Annotated in this window: 25 protein-coding genes; 17 read left to right on the top strand and 8 right to left on the bottom strand. The window is 58.0% G+C overall.

Annotated elements, in window-relative coordinates; translation table 11 throughout:
* The first annotated feature begins 23 nt into the window (after positions 1–23).
* Positions 24–956 (top strand): heme o synthase, encoded by a 933-nt coding sequence (locus tag FB466_RS11225; RefSeq protein WP_141918484.1) that lies wholly within the window; start codon positions 24–26, stop codon positions 954–956.
* 98 nt (positions 957–1,054) lie between these two features.
* Here the strand turns inward: FB466_RS11225 and FB466_RS11230 are convergent, their stop codons facing one another.
* Positions 1,055–2,056, bottom strand: coding sequence for a COX15/CtaA family protein (locus FB466_RS11230; RefSeq protein WP_246054639.1), 1,002 nt, complete (start codon positions 2,054–2,056; stop codon positions 1,055–1,057).
* Between the two features lie 295 nt (positions 2,057–2,351).
* Between FB466_RS11230 and sufB the strand changes: the two genes are divergently transcribed.
* From sufB to FB466_RS11260, 6 genes are all read left to right on the top strand, one after another.
* Positions 2,352–3,770 (top strand): Fe-S cluster assembly protein SufB, encoded by a 1,419-nt coding sequence (gene sufB / locus FB466_RS11235; protein WP_141918485.1) that lies wholly within the window; start codon positions 2,352–2,354, stop codon positions 3,768–3,770.
* Positions 3,771–3,772: 2 nt separating this feature from the next.
* Complete coding sequence (gene sufD / locus FB466_RS11240; protein ID WP_141918486.1) at positions 3,773–4,975, top strand: Fe-S cluster assembly protein SufD; 1,203 nt, start codon at positions 3,773–3,775, stop codon at positions 4,973–4,975.
* A gap of 3 nt (positions 4,976–4,978) precedes the next feature.
* Positions 4,979–5,311, top strand: a complete 333-nt coding sequence (locus FB466_RS11245; protein WP_141918487.1) for a non-heme iron oxygenase ferredoxin subunit — start codon at positions 4,979–4,981, stop codon at positions 5,309–5,311.
* The gene (sufC, locus tag FB466_RS11250) at positions 5,308–6,069 is read left to right on the top strand and encodes a Fe-S cluster assembly ATPase SufC (protein WP_141918488.1); all 762 of its coding nucleotides are present in this window, start codon (positions 5,308–5,310) and stop codon (positions 6,067–6,069) included. Before FB466_RS11245 ends, sufC begins: the two co-directional genes overlap by 4 nt.
* Positions 6,070–6,077: 8 nt before the next feature.
* The gene (locus FB466_RS11255) at positions 6,078–6,407 is read left to right on the top strand and encodes a metal-sulfur cluster assembly factor (RefSeq protein ID WP_141918489.1); all 330 of its coding nucleotides are present in this window, start codon (positions 6,078–6,080) and stop codon (positions 6,405–6,407) included.
* 150 nt (positions 6,408–6,557) lie between these two features.
* Positions 6,558–8,156: an ABC-F family ATP-binding cassette domain-containing protein gene (locus FB466_RS11260; protein ID WP_141918724.1), complete on the top strand. Its 1,599-nt coding sequence runs from the start codon at positions 6,558–6,560 to the stop codon at positions 8,154–8,156.
* 61 nt (positions 8,157–8,217) lie between these two features.
* Here FB466_RS11260 and FB466_RS11265 read toward each other — a convergent pair whose 3' ends face one another.
* Both FB466_RS11265 and FB466_RS11275 read right to left on the bottom strand, forming a co-directional pair.
* A complete protein-coding gene (locus FB466_RS11265) occupies positions 8,218–9,084 on the bottom strand; it encodes an SURF1 family cytochrome oxidase biogenesis protein (protein ID WP_141918490.1) in 867 nt (288 codons plus the stop codon).
* A 274-nt stretch (positions 9,085–9,358) separates the two neighbouring features.
* Entirely contained in the window at positions 9,359–9,757 is a 399-nt protein-coding gene (locus FB466_RS11275) for a DUF3099 domain-containing protein (protein ID WP_141918491.1), read from the bottom strand.
* Between the two features lie 85 nt (positions 9,758–9,842).
* Here FB466_RS11275 and fabG point away from each other — a divergent pair, with 85 nt between their 5' ends.
* The gene (gene fabG / locus FB466_RS11280; protein ID WP_141918492.1) at positions 9,843–10,553 is read left to right on the top strand and encodes a 3-oxoacyl-ACP reductase FabG; all 711 of its coding nucleotides are present in this window, start codon (positions 9,843–9,845) and stop codon (positions 10,551–10,553) included.
* A 49-nt stretch (positions 10,554–10,602) separates the two neighbouring features.
* Here the strand turns inward: fabG and serB are convergent, their stop codons facing one another.
* Together serB and FB466_RS11290 are read right to left on the bottom strand one after the other, a co-directional pair.
* Positions 10,603–11,268, bottom strand: coding sequence for a phosphoserine phosphatase SerB (gene serB / locus FB466_RS11285; RefSeq protein ID WP_141918493.1), 666 nt, complete (start codon positions 11,266–11,268; stop codon positions 10,603–10,605).
* On the bottom strand, positions 11,265–12,506 hold the full coding sequence (locus FB466_RS11290; protein ID WP_141918494.1) for a glucose-1-phosphate adenylyltransferase: 1,242 nt from the start codon (positions 12,504–12,506) through the stop codon (positions 11,265–11,267). The genes serB and FB466_RS11290 overlap by 4 nt, the downstream gene beginning before the upstream one ends.
* Positions 12,507–12,557: 51 nt before the next feature.
* Here FB466_RS11290 and glgA point away from each other — a divergent pair, with 51 nt between their 5' ends.
* The 3 genes from glgA to FB466_RS11305 all read left to right on the top strand — a co-directional run bounded on the left by glgA (position 12,558) and on the right by FB466_RS11305 (position 14,956).
* On the top strand, positions 12,558–13,745 hold the full coding sequence (gene glgA / locus FB466_RS11295; RefSeq protein ID WP_141918495.1) for a glycogen synthase: 1,188 nt from the start codon (positions 12,558–12,560) through the stop codon (positions 13,743–13,745).
* A 36-nt stretch (positions 13,746–13,781) separates the two neighbouring features.
* Positions 13,782–14,564: an ABC transporter ATP-binding protein gene (locus FB466_RS11300; RefSeq protein WP_141918496.1), complete on the top strand. Its 783-nt coding sequence runs from the start codon at positions 13,782–13,784 to the stop codon at positions 14,562–14,564.
* A 143-nt stretch (positions 14,565–14,707) separates the two neighbouring features.
* Entirely contained in the window at positions 14,708–14,956 is a 249-nt protein-coding gene (locus FB466_RS11305; RefSeq protein WP_141918497.1) for a type B 50S ribosomal protein L31, read from the top strand.
* A gap of 136 nt (positions 14,957–15,092) precedes the next feature.
* On the opposite strand, the gene FB466_RS11310 is transcribed toward FB466_RS11305, so the two are convergent.
* Positions 15,093–15,800, bottom strand: coding sequence for an exonuclease domain-containing protein (locus FB466_RS11310; protein ID WP_211344815.1), 708 nt, complete (start codon positions 15,798–15,800; stop codon positions 15,093–15,095).
* A 69-nt stretch (positions 15,801–15,869) separates the two neighbouring features.
* Between FB466_RS11310 and FB466_RS11315 the strand changes: the two genes are divergently transcribed.
* A complete protein-coding gene (locus FB466_RS11315) occupies positions 15,870–16,802 on the top strand; it encodes an alpha/beta fold hydrolase (RefSeq protein WP_141918498.1) in 933 nt (310 codons plus the stop codon).
* On the opposite strand, the gene FB466_RS11320 is transcribed toward FB466_RS11315, so the two are convergent.
* Complete coding sequence (locus tag FB466_RS11320; protein ID WP_246054641.1) at positions 16,799–17,596, bottom strand: Sir2 family NAD-dependent protein deacetylase; 798 nt, start codon at positions 17,594–17,596, stop codon at positions 16,799–16,801. The two genes, FB466_RS11315 and FB466_RS11320, sit on opposite strands and share 4 nt — an antisense overlap.
* Positions 17,597–17,669: 73 nt before the next feature.
* Here FB466_RS11320 and FB466_RS13905 point away from each other — a divergent pair, with 73 nt between their 5' ends.
* The 3 genes from FB466_RS13905 (at position 17,670) to FB466_RS11330 (ending at position 19,881) form a co-directional block, all read left to right on the top strand.
* Complete coding sequence (locus tag FB466_RS13905; RefSeq protein ID WP_281285147.1) at positions 17,670–17,984, top strand: transposase; 315 nt, start codon at positions 17,670–17,672, stop codon at positions 17,982–17,984.
* A 51-nt stretch (positions 17,985–18,035) separates the two neighbouring features.
* Complete coding sequence (locus tag FB466_RS11325; RefSeq protein WP_281285157.1) at positions 18,036–18,890, top strand: IS3 family transposase; 855 nt, start codon at positions 18,036–18,038, stop codon at positions 18,888–18,890.
* A gap of 163 nt (positions 18,891–19,053) precedes the next feature.
* On the top strand, positions 19,054–19,881 hold the full coding sequence (locus FB466_RS11330) for a TrmH family RNA methyltransferase (RefSeq protein ID WP_141918500.1): 828 nt from the start codon (positions 19,054–19,056) through the stop codon (positions 19,879–19,881).
* Here the strand turns inward: FB466_RS11330 and FB466_RS11335 are convergent.
* Entirely contained in the window at positions 19,878–20,666 is a 789-nt protein-coding gene (locus FB466_RS11335) for an SGNH/GDSL hydrolase family protein (protein ID WP_141918501.1), read from the bottom strand. The two genes, FB466_RS11330 and FB466_RS11335, sit on opposite strands and share 4 nt — an antisense overlap.
* A gap of 86 nt (positions 20,667–20,752) precedes the next feature.
* Here FB466_RS11335 and FB466_RS11340 point away from each other — a divergent pair, with 86 nt between their 5' ends.
* Positions 20,753–22,570: a DEAD/DEAH box helicase gene (locus FB466_RS11340; RefSeq protein WP_141918502.1), complete on the top strand. Its 1,818-nt coding sequence runs from the start codon at positions 20,753–20,755 to the stop codon at positions 22,568–22,570.
* 43 nt (positions 22,571–22,613) lie between these two features.
* Positions 22,614–23,117, top strand: coding sequence for a GNAT family N-acetyltransferase (locus FB466_RS11345; RefSeq protein WP_246054662.1), 504 nt, complete (start codon positions 22,614–22,616; stop codon positions 23,115–23,117).
* The last annotated feature ends 19 nt before the right edge of the window (positions 23,118–23,136 follow it).

Consider the following 23,136-nt stretch of genomic DNA (forward strand, 5'->3'; position numbering starts at 1 on the left):
GGGTGGCGTACACTGTACTGGACATGAGTACCGTGAGTGAAAAAAAGAGCGATGAGGTGTCTGGCAGGCACGTTCAACCACGTTTCCGTCGCAAGGTAGCTGGCTACCTCTCTCTGACCAAGCCGAGGGTCGTCGAGCTACTGCTCGTTGTGACAGTGCCGACCATGATCCTTGCCGAGCAGGGTATCCCTAATCTCTGGCTTGTTATTGCAACACTGATTGGTGGCGCTGCAAGCGCGGGTTCCGCTGGCGCATTCAACTGTTATTTCGACCGTGACATTGATCGCACCATGAATCGCACCAAGAACCGCCCTCTCGTAACGGGAGAACTGAGCGACCGTGAGGCACTCATCTTCTCGTGGGTACTTGGCGTGGCGGCGACCGTTTGGCTCGCAGTCTTCACTAATCTGCTCACGGCAGCACTGGGACTTACCGCGATCCTCTTCTATGTTGTGCTTTACACCCTCATTCTGAAGCGACGCACCACTCAAAATATCGTCTGGGGTGGTATCGCTGGCTGCATGCCCGTCCTTATCGGGTGGGCAGCCGTGACCAACAACCTGAGTTGGCCCCCCCTCATACTGTTTATGCTTATATTCCTCTGGACGCCACCACACTACTGGCCCCTCTCGATGAAGTATCGCGCCGACTATGCCCACGCGGGAGTACCCATGCTGGCGGTTGTCCGCGGCCGGGCAGTCGTAGGCCTCCAGGTCATTCTCTACACCTGGGCCACGGTGGCGTGTTCACTTTTACTGGTCCCGATCGCAAATATGGGTCTGTTGTACACGGCTGTCGCACTCCTCTCAGGCGGCTACTTCCTTTACGAGGCGCACCGGCTGTACGGACGCGCCATTCGAGGCGAAGACAGCAAGCCCATGCGTGTTTTTCACGGCTCTATCAGTTATCTCACGCTGTTGTTCTTGGCGGTAGGAATTGACCCTCTCGTCTTCTAACCGATAAGCAGAGTGACGCCACCAGTTCTCGGTGAAAGATGCGGGGCAGACCGGATCGACGCAGCCACCGTATCTCTCACATCGATAGGTGAGAGTGGTTAGCTTCGAAGAGTCGCAGGTTCTTCAACTGCATCGTTCGGAACGGGACCTGGCAGAACCTGACACGAGTTGTAGAACGACAGGATGACGGCGGCAACGAGCGACACGACGATACAGGCCAGCACCATGTGAACTCCCACAAGAACCTCAGGCAAGCCAAGACGAGCCTGCATAATCCCAACGACCACCTGAAGCAGTGTCGTTGCGATAAGCGCACTCGCGAACCGCAGGGTGAGACCCCGCCTCACAGCGATCAGCCAGATGAGGAGCAGAATACTGAGCCCCAGCATGGCGTAGGCCGGATAGCTGTGCAGGTGCTGCATATTGATCGGGTCAAAACCATTGCGAACGACCGGCGCGTCAGCTGCATCCCCATCATGACCAGCATGCGGACCCGCACCGGTCGTGAGAATACCGATCACAATCGTGACCGCTGCGGCTAGCCCGACCAGCCAGCCAAGACCAACCATCAGACTGTCAACCCCTAGCCCGGCACTGCGTCCGTTGTAAACGCGATAAACAAGTACGGTACCTAACACCACAAGAATGGCAGAGAGCAGGAAGTGCGCGCCAACAAGATAGGGATTGAGCCCGGTGAGAACGGTGATACCTCCCAGTATGGCCTGGGCGGGAATGGACATTCCGAGCCAAAAAGTCATCCAGAAGAGATCTGGCCGCTGTGCTCGGAAGCGGATGACAGCAAGGAAAGCCGCGACCGCTATTGCCGCGAGCACAAAGGTCAGGAGACGATTCCCAAATTCAATAATGCCGTGCATGGCGTACTCGGGCGTTGCCACCCACGAATCTGTAGTGCACTTGGGCCAGGTGGTGCAGCCGAGGCCAGAAGCGGTCAGTCGCACCGCACCGCCGGTGGCGACGATGACGACCTGACCGGCCAGCGATAACCAGGCAATGAATCGAACCCGCTGATCAATCGTCGTGGGCAGTCTCTGCCACAGTTTTGTCGTCCTGCTCTGCACTACTTCTCTTAGATTCGACACAACTCAACTCAACTCAATGGAAACTGTTAATCGCGCGCAGATCCTCACAAAGAGCGGGGAACCCTGTAGAATCAGATTCATCGTTGCGGCCACCACGGCGGGTGGCTGCGGTCGTGATGAAATCGCGACAGTGGGCCAAAGTGATCCACACCTCCTCAGAATACTCCAAGCCTTGCCATGAGCATGACGATGAGCGCTCTGGTGTGGAAAACGCGGTTTTTCAATCGTCGCGGGGAATGCAATCAGTCCCGGCCTGTTAATACAGGTTAAGTAAGGGAAGAAGGTAGAAGAGGTTATGTCGGACATTCTGATCGACCGGCCCGAACTCGATAGCTTAGGCGTATACGAGTTTGGGTGGCACGACACCGATGCCGCAGGGGCCTCGGCCCGGCGTGGCATCAATCCTGGCGTGGTCACAAACATTTCTGGTCTCAAGAATGAGCCGGAATGGATGCTGAGCCGTCGCCTCAAAGCCCTAAAATTATTTGAGCGCAAGCCGATGCCTACCTGGGGCGCTGATCTCTCTGCAATTGATTTCGATAATATTAAGTACTTCGTCCGTTCCACCGAGAAGCAGGCCCAGAGTTGGGAAGACCTGCCCGAGGATATTAAGAACACCTACGAACGGTTAGGTATCCCCGAGGCCGAGCGCCAGCGCCTGGTATCGGGCGTCGCTGCCCAGTACGAGTCCGAGGTTGTCTACCATCAGATCCGTGAAGACCTTGAAGAGCAGGGTGTCATTTTTATGGACACCGACACGGCTCTGCGCGAGCATCCCGACATTTTCGAGGAGTACTTCGGCACTGTCATCCCCGCGGGGGACAACAAGTTTGCTGCGCTCAACACGGCCGTGTGGTCGGGCGGATCGTTCGTCTACGTACCCAAAGGCATCAAGGTGGATATCCCACTACAGGCATACTTCCGTATCAATACCGAGAACATGGGCCAGTTTGAGCGTACGCTGATTATTGCTGACGAAGGAAGCTACGTCCACTACATTGAGGGTTGCACCGCACCCATCTATAAGTCGGATTCTCTGCACTCAGCTGTCGTGGAGATCATCGTGAAGAAGAACGCCCGAGTTCGCTATACGACGATTCAGAACTGGTCCAACAACGTCTATAACCTGGTCACCAAGCGCGCTATTGCCGAAGAGGGTGCCACGATGGAGTGGGTCGATGGAAATATTGGTTCCAAGGTGACCATGAAATACCCCTCAATCTTCCTCGTGGGGGAGCGAGCGAAGGGCGAGACGCTCTCTGTAGCCTTCGCTGGCCCGGGCCAGCATCAGGACACCGGGGCAAAGATGATCCACATGGCCCCCTACACTCAATCCTCTATCGTGTCGAAGTCAATCGCCCGCGGTGGCGGTCGTGCCGGTTATCGCGGCGAGATCAAGATTGATGCCAACGCTCACCACTCTGCCAACACTGTGCGTTGTGACGCGCTCCTCGTTGACACCATCTCGCGATCCGATACCTACCCGGCCATAGATATCCGCGTGGACGATGTGGTGCTTGGTCACGAGGCCACGGTATCGAAGGTCAGCGAAGAGCAGCTCTTCTACCTGATGAGCCGAGGTATGCCCGAAGACGAGGCTATGGCTATGATCGTTCGAGGCTTTATCGAGCCCATTGCCCGTGAACTGCCCATGGAGTATGCACTAGAACTCAACAAGCTCATTGAAATGGGCATGGAAGGATCCGTCGGTTAGTTATGACAACGGCAACACCCGAAACAACGCGTGGGCAACATGGCGCTAAAACCCCCACCGACGGCGGACTCTCCGTTGTGCCCGTGCAAACCAGATCGGAGCGATTCCGTTCCTTTGACGTCGCCGACTTTGCTCACGTGACCGGTCGTGAGGCTGTCTGGAAGCTGACCCCCGTCGATCGCATTGAGGCGCTGCTCCACGGCGATCTGGATGGCTCACGCTATGACTACACTGCGTCTGAGGCCCCGGGAATCACCCTGTCGTGGATTCCTCGTTCCGATCCTCGAATCGGCCTGGCGGGAATCCCAGAGGAACGCGGCTCCGCTGCGGCTTGGAGCGCTTTTGAAGAGGCCCTGCTCATCGAGGTTACGGGCGAGGAGAGCAAAGTCATCAGCATCACGCGGCGCGATCTGGGGACTTCAGCCCTCGCCGCACACACCGTAATTTCAGCTGCCCCATTCAGTCGCGGCTTGGTCATCCTAGAAAACTTTGGCACCGCAGAACTCAGCGAAAACGTCGAGATCGTGGTGGGTGAGCAGGCCGAGTTAACCGTGGTGACGAGCCAGGAGTGGGCAGATGGCGCACATCACCTGGCCAGCCACTTCGCCACGATCGGGCGCAACGCCACCCTCCGGCATATCGTCATCTCTCTCGGCGGTGATGTCGTGCGCATCAACCCCTCCACACACCTCAACACGGAGGGCGGTCGGGTCGATGCGTTCGGTGCTTATTTCGCCGACGCAGGACAACATCTTGAACAGCACGTCTATGTGAACCACGATGCACCACACACCACTAGCCGTGTCACATACAAGGGTGCGTTACAGGGGAATGGCGCGCACTCCGTGTGGATTGGCGATGTCCTCATCCGTCAGACCGCGACGGCTACCGACTCGTACGAGCAGAACCGTAATCTGGTACTGAGTGACGGTACACGTGCCGACTCCGTCCCTAACCTCGAGATTGAGACGGGCGATATTACGGGTGCTGGCCACGCCAGCGCCACTGGCCGTTTTGACGACGAGCAGCTTTTCTACCTGCAGTCGCGCGGTATCCGCGAGGAGGAGGCGCGTCGCCTGGTTGTCAAAGGTTTCCTCCTTGAGGTGATTCAGAAAATTGGTAATTCCATTCTCGAAACCCGTCTTAACGACGCGGTTGAAGAGTCTCTCAATAAATCCCACGAACTCGCACAGGGAGCCCGATAGTCCGTGAGCCTTACACTCGTCTGCTCGGTCGCCGAGCTGCCCTTTAATCAGGCATACCGTGTTGTCCTTGAGGGCGTTCCCATTGCCGTTGTGAAGGATTCTGCCGGTGACGTCCACGCTATTGGCGATACCTGCACTCACGGCGACATCAGCCTATCCGAGGGTTTTGTTGAGGGTAACACCCTGGAATGCTGGGCCCACGGCTCAGCATTCTCCCTCAAAACCGGGCAGCCGCAGAGTCTACCCGCCTATGAACCCGTGCCTGTGTATGAAATCGTCATCACAGACGGCAATGTTTTTATCGATCCCACAGTAACGAAAGAGATTCCCGTATGAGTTCCGTACTCGAGATCAAGGACCTTCAGGTCAGCGTAGAGACCGATCAGGGCACCATCCAGATCCTGCACGGTGTTGACCTCACTATTACACAGGGCGAAATTCACGCCGTTATGGGCCCCAACGGCTCAGGAAAGTCAACACTGGCGTACACAATTGCGGGTCACCCCAAGTACACCGTCGAGGGCGGCTCAATTACGCTCGACGGCGAGGACGTCCTCTCGATGTCGGTAGACGAGCGCGCCCGTGCCGGACTATTCTTGGCGATGCAGTATCCGGTCGAGATCCCCGGGGTCACGAACACCAATTTTTTGCGCACCGCGAAGACTTCCGTTGACGGTAAAGCTCCTGCCATCCGCGGCTGGGTGGCCGACGTTCGCGAGGCCATGACCAACCTCAAGATGGATCAGTCGTTTGCCGAACGCAACGTTAACGAGGGCTTCTCTGGCGGCGAGAAAAAACGCAACGAGATTCTTCAGTTGGAACTACTCAAGCCACGCTTCGCAATCCTTGACGAGACCGACTCAGGCCTCGATGTGGACGCGCTCAAGATCGTATCAGAAGGGGTCAACCGGGCCCATGCGAACAACAACCTCGGACTGCTGCTCATCACGCACTACACTCGCATCCTTCGCTACATCAAGCCAGATTTTGTCCATGTCTTTGTCAATGGGAAGGTGGCCGAGCAGGGTGGACCCGAGCTGGCCGACCGTCTCGAAGACGAGGGTTACGACCGCTATCTCACCGCTTCGGCATAAGGATTCACATGGTCACCTCACTTGAACCCGACTTCCACGAACAAGCCATCGAGGCGCTGAAGGAGGTCTCCGACCCTGAGCTTGGCGTTAATATCGTAGATCTCGGTTTGGTCTATGATCTGGGATGGGATGCGGAGAACGAAGCTCTGGTTATCAGCATGACCCTCACTTCAGCGGGGTGCCCGCTGACAGATGTCATCGAGAACGACATTGCGGAGGCGCTTGACGGTCTCGTGAAGGCATTCCGCATCAACTGGGTATGGATGCCGCCGTGGGGGGCCGAACGAATCACCGATGACGGGCGCGATATGATGCGTGCGCTCGGGTTTTCAATCTAACGCAGTCTGTGGTGAATGTAGCGGCACCTACTCCCAACACCTCCCGCAGTGGGGGCGGGGAAAAACCATGTTTAGCCTGTAGTCTTGAGGTTTGCCTCACGCATTGATCGGATGTCGCGTGAGGAATCCCCGGAAGGAATCACACCGCCCATGCTTGCTGTGCACAACGTTGCAATTGACGTCGGAGCTCGCCGCCTCATGTCTGAGGTTAACTTTCGAGTTGCTGCCGGTGACAAAATTGGACTCGTGGGACGTAACGGCGCGGGTAAGACCACCCTCACCAAACACCTGGCGGGAGATCTGGAACCGAGTGAAGGAAAGATCGAGCGTTCAGGCGAGTTGGGTTATCTGCCACAGGACCCCCGCTCAGGCAACCCCGAAGAGTTAGCCCGCACGCGCATCCTCGATGCCCGCGGTCTAGGACAACTTGTGCTGGGGATGTCAGAGTCATCTCTTCTCATGGGAGACCCCCACCCAGCAGTTGCTGAGGCCGCGATGAAGAAGTATGCACGCCTGACTGATCGCTTCACCGCGCTGGGCGGATATGCGGCCGAGGCGGAGGCCGCTTCCATCGCGAGTAACCTGAACTTGCCCGATCGTGTGTTGGGGCAGCCGCTCAGCACCCTGTCGGGCGGGCAGCGCCGCAGGATCGAGCTGGCCCGTATCCTGTTCTCAGATGCCGAGACCCTCATCCTTGATGAGCCAACCAATCATCTCGATGCCGACTCGGTTGTCTGGTTGCGTGAGTTTCTCAAGAATTATCGTGGTGGCTTCATCGTCATTACCCACGATATTGAGTTGGTGGGGGAGACCGTCAACCGGGTTTTCTATCTCGATGCCAACCGCCAGGCAATCGACATCTACAACATGAACTGGAAAAACTACCAGAAGCAGCGGGCTGCCGATGAAGAACGCCGCCGCAAGGAGCGCACCAACGTGGAAAAAAAAGCCACGGCGCTCCAGCTTCAAGCCGCCAAATTTGGGGCGAAGGCGTCCAAAGCTGCTGCTGCCCACCAGATGGTTGCGCGCGCCGAGAAGATGCTTTCCAGCCTTGATGATGTTCGGGCCGCCGACCGTGTGGCTAAACTGCGCTTCCCCGACCCTGCCCCCTGCGGCAAGACCCCAATTATGGCAAGCAATCTGTCGAAGAGCTACGGCTCGCTCGAGATATTTGCCGGTGTTGACCTGGCGATTGACCGTGGATCCAAGGTGGTCATCCTGGGCCTCAACGGTGCGGGCAAAACCACACTCCTGCGCATTCTCGCGGGTGTTGACGAACCCGACACCGGTCAGATCGAGCCGGGTCACGGCCTCCGGGTCGGCTACTACGCTCAGGAACATGAGACCCTCGACGTGAAGGCAAGCGTCCTGCAGAATATGATGAGCGCCTCCGCAACACTCACCGAAACTGAGGCGCGTAAGGTGCTCGGCTCGTTCTTATTCACCGGTGATGACGGCCACAAGCTGGCCGGTGTGCTCTCCGGCGGTGAGAAAACGCGTTTGGCCCTGGCGATGCTCGTTGTGTCGGCCGCCAACGTGCTGCTACTTGATGAGCCCACCAACAACCTGGACCCGGCTAGTCGTGCCGAGATTCTGGATGCACTCGCCCACTACAGTGGATCAGTTGTTCTGGTCAGCCACGACGAGGGTGCCGTCCAGGCGCTTAACCCCGAACGGGTCCTCATCATGCCCGACGGTGTGGAGGATCACTGGAACAAGGACTACCTGGAGCTCATCGAACTCGCCTGAGTCCATAGCATTCAGACCAAGAATGCGATGGGCAGCGACTCCTACGGTGTCGCGCACCAGGCTAATGCGTCTGCGAGGAGTCGAGCAGGGCGTCCTCGATATCGGCATCACTCTTGCGCCTACGTGATTTCTTATCGTCACGGATCCTGGCCCGTTCTTGCTCGCGCAGGTCTGAGACGTTGACCTGGCGGTACTCCTGCCGCGCGCCGTACCCGAGACCGATGAACCCCATGACGGCAAAAACGTACCATTGGAGCGCATAGGATAGATGAGGTCCCTCGTCTCGTTCTGGTTTCGGTGCGAGTGTTGGCGCAGTCTTCGGTGCGGGGTTCTCGGAGACCAGCAACCCGTATGCTTCGGTGTACGTAGGCAAGCCGATGCGCGTCGCCATATCCGGTAGATGGATGGTGGCGATCTGACCGTCAACTGAGCGACGGCCCGGCAGAGTCGGCTCACCGGCCTTGAGCCGGGCGATGACCTCCACGGTACCGGTGGGCGCTTCAGGGACGACATCGGGGGCATTTTTCTCCGCGCCGTTACTCGACCCTGTGGGCAACCAGCCGCGGTCGATCACGAAGACGTTACCGTTCGCAAGTTGGAATGGCACGAGGACCTCGAACCCCGGGCTACCGTTGAGCGGCCGGTTGCGCACGAGCACCTGGTCATCGCTCAGGTAGTGACCAGTTATCTCCACCGTGCTCCACTTTTGGTCCTCATCGTTGTAGGCATCCAGAGTGGGAAGCGCATCCGTGAGGAGTACCGGGGTTGCATCGTAATTACCGTCAATCCTGGCGATCTCCGCCCGGGCATCAGCCCTTCGATTAAACTGCCACTGGGCCAAGAGTACACACACAATCGTGAACACAATCAGGAGAGCCACATACCCGCCCCACCGTTTTGACAGGAGAAAACGCCAGCCCGTTGTCATTGAGAGTCTCCGCTCGGAAGGGGGTTTCGGGAATGATCTCCCGTGGAGGAAACGACCACATCAAGCGCTGTGATCGTGACAGGGAAAGATCGCGAGGTAAGGAAACCGCTCAGATAGTCAACGTGTTCGGCACATGCCAACCAGGTTTTGAGCCGATCCGTCCTGTGAATGCGGGGATTACGCCAGTCTATCCGCCAGGTGGCCTCCGCCGTACACCCCGCCCGTGAGCAGGAACGCTGGGGGAGATTACCGCCCCACAGTGATCGCGAGCCAGTCACTGATTCTCTCCAGTATCGGGTAGATCTACGGACCGCGTGGAGGTTTCTTGACCGGAGTTCACGGCGGGGAAATCCGGTGACGCAAACGGCTCATCAACAATGATGATCGGAGGAGTGTCCGCGAGAGGAATAGCTGCCGACTCAAGACTCAGATCCACGGGGGATTCAGGGGTAGCTCGTTTACCCACCCCGCTCACGTTGGCGATCACCACAGCAAAGTACGGCATAAACACAGCACCCAGAATGGGGACCACCATCCACCACCCATGCATAAACGGGATCGCGATGATGCAGGCAAACCGGATACCCATCATCACGCTGTATTTGAGCATACGTGACGATCTGTCATCAGCCGGAGCGGAGGACAGATAGGTTACTGACTGGGATGGTTTCATAGCAACGGGTGTGGTGTAAGCATGCACCACTAGCCTACGCTCTATGATTGGTGATTGTTGATTCTCCCCGAAAGGACCCCCTTCAATGACCACCCCTAGAACCGTTCTTGTGACCGGAGGCAACCGTGGAATTGGTTACGCTATCGCCGCGGAGATGATTACCCAGGGCCACCGTGTAGCCGTCACCGCACGTTCCGGCCACGGCCCCGAGGGCTCGCTCACTGTTGTCGCTGATGTCAACAACGCGGAATCCATCGACAACGCCTTCACCAAGATTGAATCTATCCTCGGCCCGGTTGAGGTGGTTGTCGCTAACGCCGGAATTACGCGTGACACACTTCTTATGCGAATGTCCGAGCAAGATTTCACCGATGTCATCGACACCAACCTCACGGGGACCTTCCGCGTGGTCAAGCGTGCTTCGAAGGCCTTCTTGAAGCAGCGTTTTGGCCGGGTCATCTTTATCTCAAGCGTGGTGGGGTTGTATGGTGGGGCCGGTCAGGTAAACTATTCAGCTTCTAAGAGCGCTCTCGTGGGTTTTGCTCGCTCGCTGACCCGAGAGTTAGGCGCACGCGGCGTCACGGCCAATGTCGTAGCTCCGGGCTTTATCGAGACAGATATGACGGCCGCACTCCCGGAAGAACAGCAGGCGGCGTATCGCAATGCAATCCCCGCTGGACGATACGGCCAGGCCAGGGAGGTCGCCCAAGCGGTCAGCTGGTTGGCCAGCGATAATGCGTCCTACATTTCGGGTGCAGTCATCCCCGTTGACGGTGGATTAGGAATGGGCCACTAGCCAACCAGTCACGGCGGAGGCTCTCCCCGCCGCAGCTGTCCGGGTCAGCTTATGGCGCCACCAGCGTATGAATATACGGAATTACCAGGCTGAGGTCGGGGGTATCCAATACCACGTTTGCACGCTCACGCACAACGGGTTTTGCGTTGTAGGCAATCGACAGACCGGCGACCGCCATCATCTCAAGGTCGTTAGCACCATCGCCGATTGCGACGGTTCGAGAAAGCGGAATCCCTGAGGTGGTTGCCCACCCCCGCAGGGTCTCCGCCTTGGCGCGGGCATCAATAATAGGACCGGTCACGCGGCCGGTTAACACACCGTCAAAGACCTCCAGGCGATTGGCACGCCAGAAGTCCAGTTCAAGGTCCGATGCGAGCAGGTCAAGCAACTCATGGAAGCCACCGGAAACGACACCAACGGCACCGCCATACTCATGAATCGCCGCGATCAGGTCGTGGACGCCATCACTCGGTCGGATCCGTGCGTAAACGTCATTGAAACATGAATCGGGAAGGCCCGAAAGGGTGGCGACTCTTTCCCGGAGGCTCTCTGCAAAATCAAGCTCGCCACGCATCGCACGCTCAGTAACCAGGGATACCTCAGCGCGGGTACCGGCCACATCGGCGAGAAGCTCGATGACCTCATCTTTGATGGTGGTTGAATCAGCGTCTAACACAACGAGGAAGGGTAGCGCGGGAGGCGTAGCAAGCGTCATGGCTGAATTTCTATTCCTTTTCCTACCACGGTGATGCCAGAATCGGTCACGGTAAAACCCCGGGCACGATCCCGATCATGATCAATCCCTACTCGGGCGTTAGCGTGCACGATCACAGACTTATCGAGTATGGCACGCTCAACAATGGCATCGTGGTGAACCACCACATCGTCGAAGAGTACCGAGTGTCGGACTTGGGAACCAGAACCGATGCGGGCCCACGGGCCAATAACGCTTTTTTCGATGTGGGCTCCCGAGATAACAGCACCGAGGGAGATGATCGAGTCGATAGTCTGCCCCAAGTTTCCCCGAGCATCCCGCACAATCTTGGCCGGTGGTGAATTGAGCTGTTGGCTAAAGATTGGCCAGGAGTTATTGTACAGGTTGAAGACAGGCAAGGCCGATACGAGGTCCTGGTGGGCGTCAAAGAACGAATCAATCGTTCCCACATCTCGCCAATAGTAGCGGTCTCGGTCGGAGGCACCTGGGACCTCATTACGCTTGAGATCGTAGACCCCCGCCTGCCCTGACCGCACAAAGTCGGGCACAATGTCCCCACCCATATCGTGACTTGATTCAGGGTTAACCCCATCACGGGTAACCGCATCGATGAGAGCGTCCGCGTTAAACACGTAGTTACCCATGGAGGCAAGCACCTCCTGAGGAGAGTCGGGTAACCCGACAGGATTGGTTGGCTTCTCTAGGAAATCGCGAATCCGTTGCGGACGCAGGGGGTCGATATCAATGATGCCAAACTGGTCAGCCATCCCAATAGGTTGGCGGATAGCGGCAACCGTCACGGCAAGACCTGAATTCGTGTGGGCCTCCACCATCTGGCTAAAGTCCATGCGGTACACGTGATCTGCACCCACAACAACGACAATGTCTGGCTTCTCATCACGGAGAAGGTTAAGGCTCTGCAGGATTGCGTCGGCAGAACCGCTGAACCATCGCTTACCCAGGCGCTGTTGAGCGGGCACTGAGGCCACATAGGAATTGAGCATACTCGACAGCCGCCAGGTCTGTGAGACGTGACGATCAAGACTGTGCGATTTGTACTGGGTGAGAACCACGATCTTGGTCATGCCCGAATTGAGGAGGTTGGACAGCGCAAAGTCAATCAGTCGATACTGCCCCCCGAAGGGCACAGCGGGTTTGGCGCGATCCTCAGTGAGAGGCATCAATCGCTTTCCCTCACCGCCGGCAAGAACAATAGCAAAAATCTTTGGGGCACCCATGAGGCAATGCTAGCGGTATCCGTTCAACGCGGACCCTGTTAAAGTTCGAGTATGCGTGTTGATGTTGTAACGAAGGAATATCCCCCAGAAGTCTACGGTGGCGCGGGGGTGCATGTCGCCGAACTCGTTCGCGCTCTGCGGGCTGAGATAACGGTTCGAGTGCACGCTTTTGGCGCGCCGCGTGATGAGCAGGATACCTTCTCCTACGCCGCGCCAGCAGAACTCAGCAACTCTAACCCGAGCATCACAACGCTCGGCGTTGACCTGGCCATCGCCCAGGATGTAGCGGGAGCCGATCTGGTGCACTCACACACCTGGTACGCCAATGCCGCGGGGCACCTGGCTAAGCTTCTGCACGGTATCCCGCACGTGGTAACGGCTCACAGTCTTGAGCCGCTACGGCCTTGGAAAGCTGAACAATTGGGCGGCGGGTATCGGGTATCCGGCTGGATTGAGCGGGTGACGTACGAGGCAGCAGACGCGGTTGTCGCAGTCAGCCACGGAATGCGCGCGGATATCCTGCGTTCCTACCCGCAGGTTGATCCCTCTCGGGTGCACGTGATCTACAACGGCATCAATACTGACGAATGGACTCCGCGTGTTGACGAGGAGAAACTTCGTACGCTGGGGGTTGATCCATCCCTACCCTCTGTGGTTTTTGTCGGTCGAATCACGCGGCAGAAGGGCCTACCTTACCTTCTTCGCGCCGCCCGCCTCCTGCCGGCCCACACCCAGATTATTCTCTGCGCGGGTGCCCCGGATACGACGGAAATACTGGCCGAGGTTACCGAGCTTGTGAACGAGCTTCGGACGCACCGTGACGGGGTTGTCTGGATTGACCGGCACCTCTCCCGAGAGGATCTGTGTGTGCTTCTCACCTCTGCAACAGTTTTTGCGTGCCCATCAATCTACGAACCGCTGGGAATTGTCAACTTGGAGGCTATGGCCTGTGGCGCTCCGGTTGTGGGTTCAGGTACCGGGGGTATCCCAGAGGTCGTACTCGATGAAACGACCGGGCTCATCGTCCCACTTGAGCAGGAACAAGACGGCACAGGAACACCACTGCATCCAGAGAAATACGTTGTTGACCTCGCGGCGGCGCTGACCCGAGTAATCGAGAATCCTGAACTAGCACGGATGTTAGGCACAGCAGGACGTGAACGCGCCGTGTCCGATTTCAGTTGGCACAGCATCGCTGAGCAGACCAGGGGGCTGTATTCGGAACTCCTCCAAAAGTGATCTGCGCAACAGGTGAAGACCGATAGGCTAGTGGCCATGTCTGGTGTGCTTGAGTTTTCTGATGTTAGCTATGTTCGCAACGGAAATCGTATTCTTAACGGCGTTTCTTGGAGCGTTCGAGAGGATCAGCGATGGGTTATCCTTGGCCCCAACGGAGCGGGGAAAACCACGCTGATGCGCCTAGCAACCGGCCATGAGCACCCGACCAGTGGTACCGTTACCGTTCTCGGTAGCCAACTCGGCACAGTCAATATTTTTGAGCTACGAAACCGACTTGGGTTTGCATCTTCGGCCCAGGCTAAGCGTATCCCTGCCAACGAAACGGTGATCAACACAGTGATGACCGCCGCGTATTCGGTTGAGGGACGATGGAACGAAAAATACGAGGATCTCGATGTCCGCCGAGCCGAACGTGTGCTCAGCGAGTGGGGTCTCCACGATCTCAGTCAGCGCACCTTCGGCACCCTGAGCGATGGGGAACAAAAGCGCACACTCATTGCCCGTGCCGTTATGACAGATCCTGAAATGCTCCTCTTGGATGAACCAGCATCAAGTCTCGATCTGGGCGCTCGTGAACGACTACTGCAATTATTGAGTGGCTACGCTAGTTCCCCGACCTCACCCGCCATGGTTATGGTGACCCATCACGTGGAGGAGATTCCACCGGGATTCACCCACGCGCTCCTGCTGAGCGGTGAGAGAGTCATCGCCGCGGGCGAGTGTGAATCGACGCTCACTGCTGAAGCGCTCAGCTCCACATTCGGCCTCGAATTTAACCTCACGAAAGATCATGACCGTTACACGGCACGCGCGCTCTAACTTCCTGTTGAGACGCACTAGGGGGAGCGTCCCGCCATCTGCGCGAGATATCTGCTAAAGTGAATAGCTGGCTTGATAGCCTCACAATTTTTTAGTGCCCACTTGGGCGTCACCAATATAACGAGCGATAAAAGGATTATCCGATGAAGACAGCCATTCACCCCGACTACGCACCGGTGGTATTCCGCGACCTGGCCTCGGGCGCAACTTTCCTCACGCGCTCGACCGTTTCCAGCGAGAAGACCATCGAGTTGGACGGTGTCACCTATCCCGTCATTGACGTCGAAATCTCGAGCGAATCGCACCCCTTCTACACCGGCAAGCAGCGCATCCTCGACTCTGCCGGTCGTGTGGAGAAGTTCAACACCCGTTACAAGGGGTTTGGCGCGTAACACGCCACACCGTCAGAGGGGCGGTTCAGGAGCAGCAGCTTCTGAACCGCCCCTCTGCGTTGGGCAATTGGGCTTCGCGTGAAGAGTCACTAATTGTGATGGTTGCGCGCAGACTCCCACGCGCAACCACAGGGACTCAGCCGTGCTCGGGCCAGGAGCCATTAGCGACAAAATCGGGATCGCGAACGCGCCGCATATACTCCTGGAAATTTGCGGCCTGTTCCTGAGCCCAACGGGCCTGCATCGCATGTAGCGCTTCTAGGTCGTCAGGAAGCTTGGTGCTGTGACGGGCAGCCAGCCGCTGCATGACACGGCCAGCAGCGATAGCGTCCTCGCCAGCATCGTGGGCCGCGCCGAGCGTAACCCCGTACTCACTCGTTGTTGCCTCGAGAGTACGTTTACCCTTGCGATAGCGATCAACAGCTTTGTCGATAACCAGAGGGTCGAGAATGGGCGTGGGATTATCCAGTGGACTCAACCCGTAGCGGAGGGCCTCATGTCGCATGATACCGAGGTCGTAGGGAGCATTGTAGACCACCAGAGGAAGGCCTCGACTCAACACATCGTGAGCACGGTCGAGAATCTGCATCACGCCCGTCGCCGCGTCCATACCACCGGCAGCTGCCTGTTCAGTTGTGACGCCGTGCACAGCAGAAGCCTGCTCAGGAATCTCTACACCGGGGTTGAGAAACCAGTCGTGCCGCTCTGTGACGGTACCCTGAGCATCTAGAACGGCGATCGTCGCCGTCACGATGCGACTCGTCGTGACATCGATACCGGTGGTCTCGGTATCAAAAACGGCAATATTTTCGCACCACAGGGGCACGATTTGGCTCTGGTTCATGTTCTCCACTCTAGGGGAGAGCAGTGACACTCGTGGCAATGCCAGCCACCCCGCCGTAGAATGACTGTGATGACTTCGCAGACGACCAACAGCACAGAACCTGCCCGTACGCCAGAGCAGGTTCTCTCTGGTCTTCAGGGACGCGAAGCGACCATTGAGGTGATGGGTTCCACCACTCACTACTGGGTATACACGCAGGGTAATGAAACGCTAGACGAGCGTCCCACGATTGTACTGGTGCACGGGTTCCGGGGAGACCATCACGGCCTGCTCTTGCTGACTGCGGGACTCCGTGACTACCGAGTTATAGTACCGGACCTTCCGGGCTTTGGGCGCTCTCAACCCTTTCCACAGCACATCCACAACCTGGCGGGATATGTAGAGTGGCTTACCCTCTTCACCGAACGAATACGGCCAACAGGGACGACCCTCTATCTTCTGGGCCATTCCTTCGGTTCGATCATTGCCTCCTCAGCCGTGGCCGGGGGGCTCGCCGTTGACAGGCTCATCCTGGTGAACCCGATTGGGGCACCGGCCCTTAGTGGTCCACGCGGCATCCTGACCCGGTTCGCGGTCTTCTATTATTGGTTGGGTGCCGTTTTGCCGAACAGACTCGGATACGCCCTCCTGACGAATCGGCTCATTGTGAGGATCACCAGCATTGCCATGGTAAAAACGTCAGATAAGCATCTGCGCCGTTGGATTCACCAGCAACATGATCGCTATTTCAGCGTGTTCGCGAGCAGAGAGGTCGTCTTAGAGGCGTTTCGAGCCTCCGTCAGCAGCGATGTCAGCAGCGTTGCTGACGGCGTCACAGCGCCCACCCTGCTCATCGCTGCAGAACACGACGACATCACAGCGCTCCCGGCCCAGAGAAAACTCCTCACACGCTTTGCCAACGCCCGGCTCGATGTCATTCCCCGAGTAGGTCACCTGGTTCACTACGAGACACCGGAAGAAGCTGTCACCGCCATCACGACCTACCTCATGACAGACGACTAAAGGATAGGGACACCCGCCCGATCCGCGAGGGCAAGTAGAAACTCCGTCGTTCCAGACTCCACCCGAATGCTCGCCTTGGCATCTCCCTTTGTGGCACCACGATTCACGATGATCACTGGCTGAGCTGCCCGTCGGCTCTGTTCCACCAGTCGTACACCCGTGTTTACCGCGAGCGATGAACCCAGCACAAGTAGACCGGAGGACTCCGTAAGGAGCGCCTGTGCAGCGGCAAACCGCTTGCGTGGCACCAGCTCACCAAAAAAGACGACATCAGGCTTGAGCATTCCCGCACACACCGAGCAAGTGGGCACAACAAAATTCTCGATACCGCTCACATCCGCATCGCCGTCCGGTGCCAGCACAACAAATCCGGGTTCGTCCAGGCGGGGGTTCTCTCGTAGAAGCTGCTCTTCGACAGAATCACGGTTAAAGGCTTGACCACAAACCAGACAGAACACTCGGCTCATGGAGCCGTGTACGTCGATGACACGGGTCGAGCCAGCACGCACATGCAGGCCATCAACGTTCTGCGTCACAACACCATTTATTCGACCACTAGCTTCAAGAGAGGCGAGCGCACGATGGCCAGCGTTGGGCGTTGTTGCCATAAAGGTGCCCCAGCCACGGTGACTGCCCGCCCAGTAGCGTTTACGACTCGTCTCGCTCGCCAAAAACTGTTGGAAGGTCATGGGCGCACGTGGAGGAGCGCCCTCGCCTCGATAGTCGGGGATACCTGAGTCGGTACTAACGCCGGCACCCGTGAGCACCGCGAGCGGACCCTCCTGAGCAAGCACGAGGATATGATCAATAATCTCCTCTGGTTTGGCCTGGGTTTAGTTCCGTACTTTCAACAAGGATAGGAACACCATGGCAAACAAATATGAACCAGAATTCCGTGAACGCGCGCTGCGTATGCTCACCGAAGCGCTCCCCGAGCATACGAGCCTCAACGCAGCCAGCAACCAGGTCGGCAAGCTCCTCGGTGTCTCACCAGACACGCTGCGTATCTGGCATCGTCAAACGCTGATCGATACTGGCCAAAAACCCGGCGTGACCACTGATATGAACGAGGAGAACCGGCGACTGCGCCGCGAAGTCGCTGAACTCAAGAAAGCAAACGAAGTCTTGCGAGCTGCGAGCATATTTTTCGCCAAGGAACTCGACCCGCCACGAACGAAATGATCCAATTCATCGATACCTATCGTGATCGTTTCGGGGTTGAGTTCCTGTGCCGTGTGCTGGGCTCGGCAATTCGTGTTTCTGACGTCCCGAGGATATCGGGCAGCGAAACACAGACTCCCGTCGGTCAGGAAACTACGCGACGAGATTCTCGTCACCGAGATCCGTCAACTCCACAAACAGCACTACAGCGTCTACGGGCGCCGCAAGATGCACGCCCTCCTCACCAGAGCAGGGTGGGTCATCGGACGCGACCAAACCGAGCGTCTGATGAAAATCGCCGGAGTGCGTGGGGTACGTCGTTCGAAGAGAGCCTTCACAACAACGAGTGACGTCAGGGATCAGCTGCCGGGTGATCTCGTCGAACGCCAGTTCGTGGCCGACGGGCCAATGAAGTTGTTGGTGTGTGACATCACTTACGTTGCTACGTGGGCTGGGTTCGCATACACCGCGTTCATTATTGATGTCTTTGATCGTAAGATCGTTGGCTGGAACGTTGCCTCAACACTGAAAGCTGAGATACTGCCGCTGCAGGCGCTTGAGATGGCGGCCTGGCAATCAGGTGGAACGCTCGACGGGGCCGTGCATCACAGCGACCACGGATCGAACTACATGTCGATGGTCTACTCCAACCGCGTCAGAGAACTGGGGGCGATTCCTTCAACGGGGACCGTAGGTGACAGCTACGATAATGCCCTGGCCGAGTCAGTGAACGCGCTCTACAAAGCAGAACTCATCCGCATGCGTGGCCCCTGGAAAACAGTTGAGGAAGTCGAACTCGCCACCCTGGAGTATGTGTGGTGGTGGAACAATGAGCGCCTCCACGGCGAGCTAGGCAGGCGAACCCCGGTCGAGGTTGAGACGGCGTACTATGCTGAGGCGCAGTCACTCGTGACAACCGTCGAGTGATGAACAAAATAGTCGGAACTAAACCCAGGCCAAACCACCTCCGAAAACCCCGTACTCAACACGCGCGATCTCATGTGTTATCTCCTCGGGTGTGGGCAACTGCCGATAAGCCCGCGGAGTCAACTCCGCCGAAGGCCAGTCAGTGTCGCGTTAGGCTGGGCGGATGCATCTCATCCCCATCAGTGACGTTAACGCCCCCGAGCTGGCCGCCTATTCCCGACTCACGGATGTGTCCCTTCGGCGAGTGCAGGAGCCACGAGAGGGGCTCTACCTGGCCGAGGGAAGCAAGGTGATCGAGCGAGCGCTAGCCGCGGGCCACCGGCCTCTCTCCATCCTCAGCGAGGAACGTTGGCTCGAACCCCTCGCTGCACCTCTTAACCAGCATCCGAACGTTCCAATTTACACAGGTACGGCAAAACAGTTGGAGCAACTGACGGGGTACCACCTGCATCGGGGTGCGCTTGCGGCGATTCAGCGCCCGACGCTACCAGAGCCTGCGATTCTACTCGCAACGGCCCAGCGTGTGATCGTGCTCGAGGATATCGTCGATCACACCAATGTGGGAGCGATCTTCCGTTCCGTGGCCGGTTTGGGAGCGGATGCCGTGTTCATCACGCCACGCTGTGCCGACCCGCTCTACCGTCGAAGTGTCCGTGTGAGTATGGGCACTGTGCTCCAGATACCGTGGACCAGGCTACCAGAGTGGCATGAGGCACGTACCCTGTTTCAGGAACACGGATTCACCGTTGCCGCTCTCGCACTCACCGACAGCGCCGTCCCGCTCGACGTTTTTGCGGCTGAGGGCCATGAACGCGTTGCTTTCGTGGTGGGAACCGAGGGTGACGGACTGAGCCGACGTGCGTTGCAATCAGCCGACCGAGTTGTCACCATTCCAATGCAGGCGGGAGTTGACTCGCTTAATGTGGCTGCAGCATCCGCTGTGGCTCTGTGGGAGCTTCGACCTTCAGAACTCCGCGGCACCGGACGCTAACTCTCGTCTGAGAGATGCACTGCACCGGCCTCGGGGCGTTTCGCGCTCACAAAGTCGCCGGACGATTGATGCCGGATACGGCGAATAACCCAGGGAACCAGGTACTCACGAGCCCAGCTAATATCTTCCCGACGGGCAGCCCGCCAGGTACGCGCCGGGTAGGGTTCCGGATCAAGCGGCTGAAGAACATTCTCAACATTGAGAGCATCAAGCACAATCCGGGCTACCGTATGGTGCCCCAGTGAGTTGAGGTGAAGCCGATCGGCGGACCACATGCGGATATCCGGGAGAGAGTCACTTGCCCACTGGTCGGCGACGAGACAATCGTAACGATGCGCAATGGCACGAACATTCTCATTATAAATAGCAACTTTGCCGCGAATACTGCGGAAAACTGGGGAAAAACCCACATCAACAGCGGTAAAGAGCACGATCGTAGCGTTGTTCGAGCTGAGTCGTTTAACGGCACCCTCCAACTTGCGAGACACGGCGTCCGGATCGGAGCCGGGTCGGATCACGTCGTTACCACCAGCTGAAATCGTAATCAGATCTGGCTGGAGGGCCAACGCAGGTTCAACCTGCTCGTCGATAACCTGCTGCACGAGTTTGCCACGCACGGCAAGGTTGGCATAGGCAAAATCGTCGGTCTTTTCACTCAAAACCTCGGCCACCCGGTCAGCCCACCCACGATTACCGCCGGGACTATTAGGCTCGGGGTCACCAATACCCTCGGTGAAAGAATCGCCCAGTGCAACGTAACGTGACCACGGATGCTGTTGCGTCATATGTTCTCAAGAACCTTTCGTCTTCGCAGTGCAATAGTAACCGAGGTGTGCCGTGGATGCGGTGAGGCCGGGTATCCTTGACGGTCGTGACTAGTCCTGAATACCCTGATCCCGGAGGCGAGCACGTTCCCGGCACCAGCGCGGCGGAACATCTCTCTCCGGCCTTTCCTGCGCGCGCACCCTGGGGAACTGCTGGCCGCCTTCGAGCCTGGCAAGAAGAGGCCCTGGCAACATACTTTCGTACAGAACCACGCGATTTCCTCGCCGCAGCGACACCGGGTGCGGGCAAGACTACGTTTGCGCTCCGACTAGCTGCTGAACTCCGTGGCCGGGGAACCGTTGACCGCATCATTGTGGTAGCGCCTACAGAGCATCTGAAAAAGCAATGGGCAGATGCCGCTTCCCGGGCCGGGATTAGACTCAACCCGTATTTTCGCAACAGCGACATGACGATCCCGCGCCAGTACGATGGGGCCGCCCTCACTTACGCTCAGGTGGTCATGCGCCCGGGGCTCCACCGTCAACTCGTAGCCGAGAAAAACACGCTGGTTATCCTGGACGAGGTACACCACGGTGGCGACACGCTCAGCTGGGGGGAGGGCATCCGGGAAGCGTTTGAGCGGGCTACCCGCCGACTCTCGCTCACCGGAACGCCGTTTCGCTCGGACACCGCCCCAATTCCATTTGTAGAGTACGTGCCGGACCAGCACGGCATCCGAGTGTCCCAGACCGACTACAACTACGGATACGGCCGCGCCCTGAACGACGGCATCGTTCGGCCCGTGATTTTCATGGTCTACGCGGGCCTGATGCGCTGGCAAACGACCACCGGTGACCAGATGGAGGCGCGGCTCGGTGAGGGCAATACCAAAGACATCACCTCTCAAGCCTGGCGCACGGCTCTCGACCCCAGCGGTGACTGGATCGCGGCCGTCCTCCGGGCGGCGAACAAACGCCTGAGCGAGGTACGGAATAGCATTCCGGATGCCGGTGGCCTCGTCATCGCCACCGATCACAGTACTGCCAAAGCGTACGCCCTGATTCTGCGGCAACTCACGGGGGAGCCGGTCGCACTGATTCTTTCCGACGACACCCAGGCGAGTAAACGCATTGATGACTTCGCCGACGACACCTCGCGCTGGATGGTCGCTGTGCGCATGGTGTCTGAGGGTGTCGATGTGCCCCGGTTGGCCGTTGGCGTGTACGCGACCTCAGCAGCAACCCCGCTGTTCTTTGCCCAGGCGATCGGTCGGTTCGTTCGTTCACGCCGCCGCGGTGAGACGGCATCCGTCTTTATTCCCAACGTGCCCGGACTCATGGCTCTGGCAGCGGAGATGGAACGGGAGAGAGACCACGCCCTCGACCGGCAGACCTCAGAGGGGGAGGGGTGGAATGAGGAGGACGCCATGATAGCAGCCAACCAGGAGGAAAGAGCCTCCGACGAGCTCACCCGCGAGTTCTCCTTTCAGGCACTCGAATCCGAGGCTCACTTCGATCGTGCCGTCTTTGACGGCGGCGAATTTGGCGGCTACGCGGACATTGAGACTGAGGAGGAACTCGACTTCATTGGGCTGCCTGGAATTCTAGAGCCCGACCAGGTACGTGACCTACTCATCCAACGCCAATCGCGCCAAGCCAAGCGTTCCTCGCTGAAGCACGGCAAGATGGAACACCCCAGTGAAGTTGCAGAAACGCCCGAACCGCTGTACCGGACTCTCAGCGAGCAGCGAAAGCTACTCAACAGCTTGGTAGGGATGTATTCCAAGGTGTCCGGCGAGGCCCACGGGCTCATCCATGCCGAACTGCGGCGGGTGTGTGGCGGGCCTGCGGTGGCCCAGGCCAGCGTAACGCAGTTGCAGTCTCGGATCGGCGTTCTCCGCAAGCGCCTGGGGGCCTCACACTAGGGCGAAAAGCTCAGCAAACCTCTACTACTCTGGTCGGGTGACTATGACGATTACCACCCTGACCGCTGAGATGGTGCCCGCTATTACCGCGATTAACAACGCCGCCTATCCTGCGGTACCCCTCAGCTCAGAGGGCGAGATTGCACACCTGGTAAACCTTTCTGAGCGGCCGTTGGCCGTGTGGGAAGAAGAGAGCGGGCGAGTCGTCGGCTTTGCCCTCGCCCTTGCAGAAGGACTCAACTACGAGAGCGAAAACTATCGCTGGTTCTCAGAGTACGCGGATCGCTTTATCTACCTAGACCGAATTGTCCTGGCTACCGAAGCCCAAAACAAGGGGCTCGGAGCACAGCTATACGGACGAATCTTTGCATGGGCGACCGAACGCAACGCTCCGAGCGTGTTCTGCGAAGTCAACCTAGACCCACCCAACCCCGGTTCGCTCGCTTTCCACCACAGGTTAGGCTTCACCTCTGTGGGGGAGCTCTCCACTAAAGCCGACACCGTACGGGTTTCTCTTCTTCAGCGCACGCTTGGATCCGCAAGCTGATGACGTCTCGCGATGGGTC

The sequence above is a fragment of the Klugiella xanthotipulae genome, assembly GCF_006716695.1.
GTDB lineage: Bacteria > Actinomycetota > Actinomycetes > Actinomycetales > Microbacteriaceae > Klugiella > Klugiella xanthotipulae.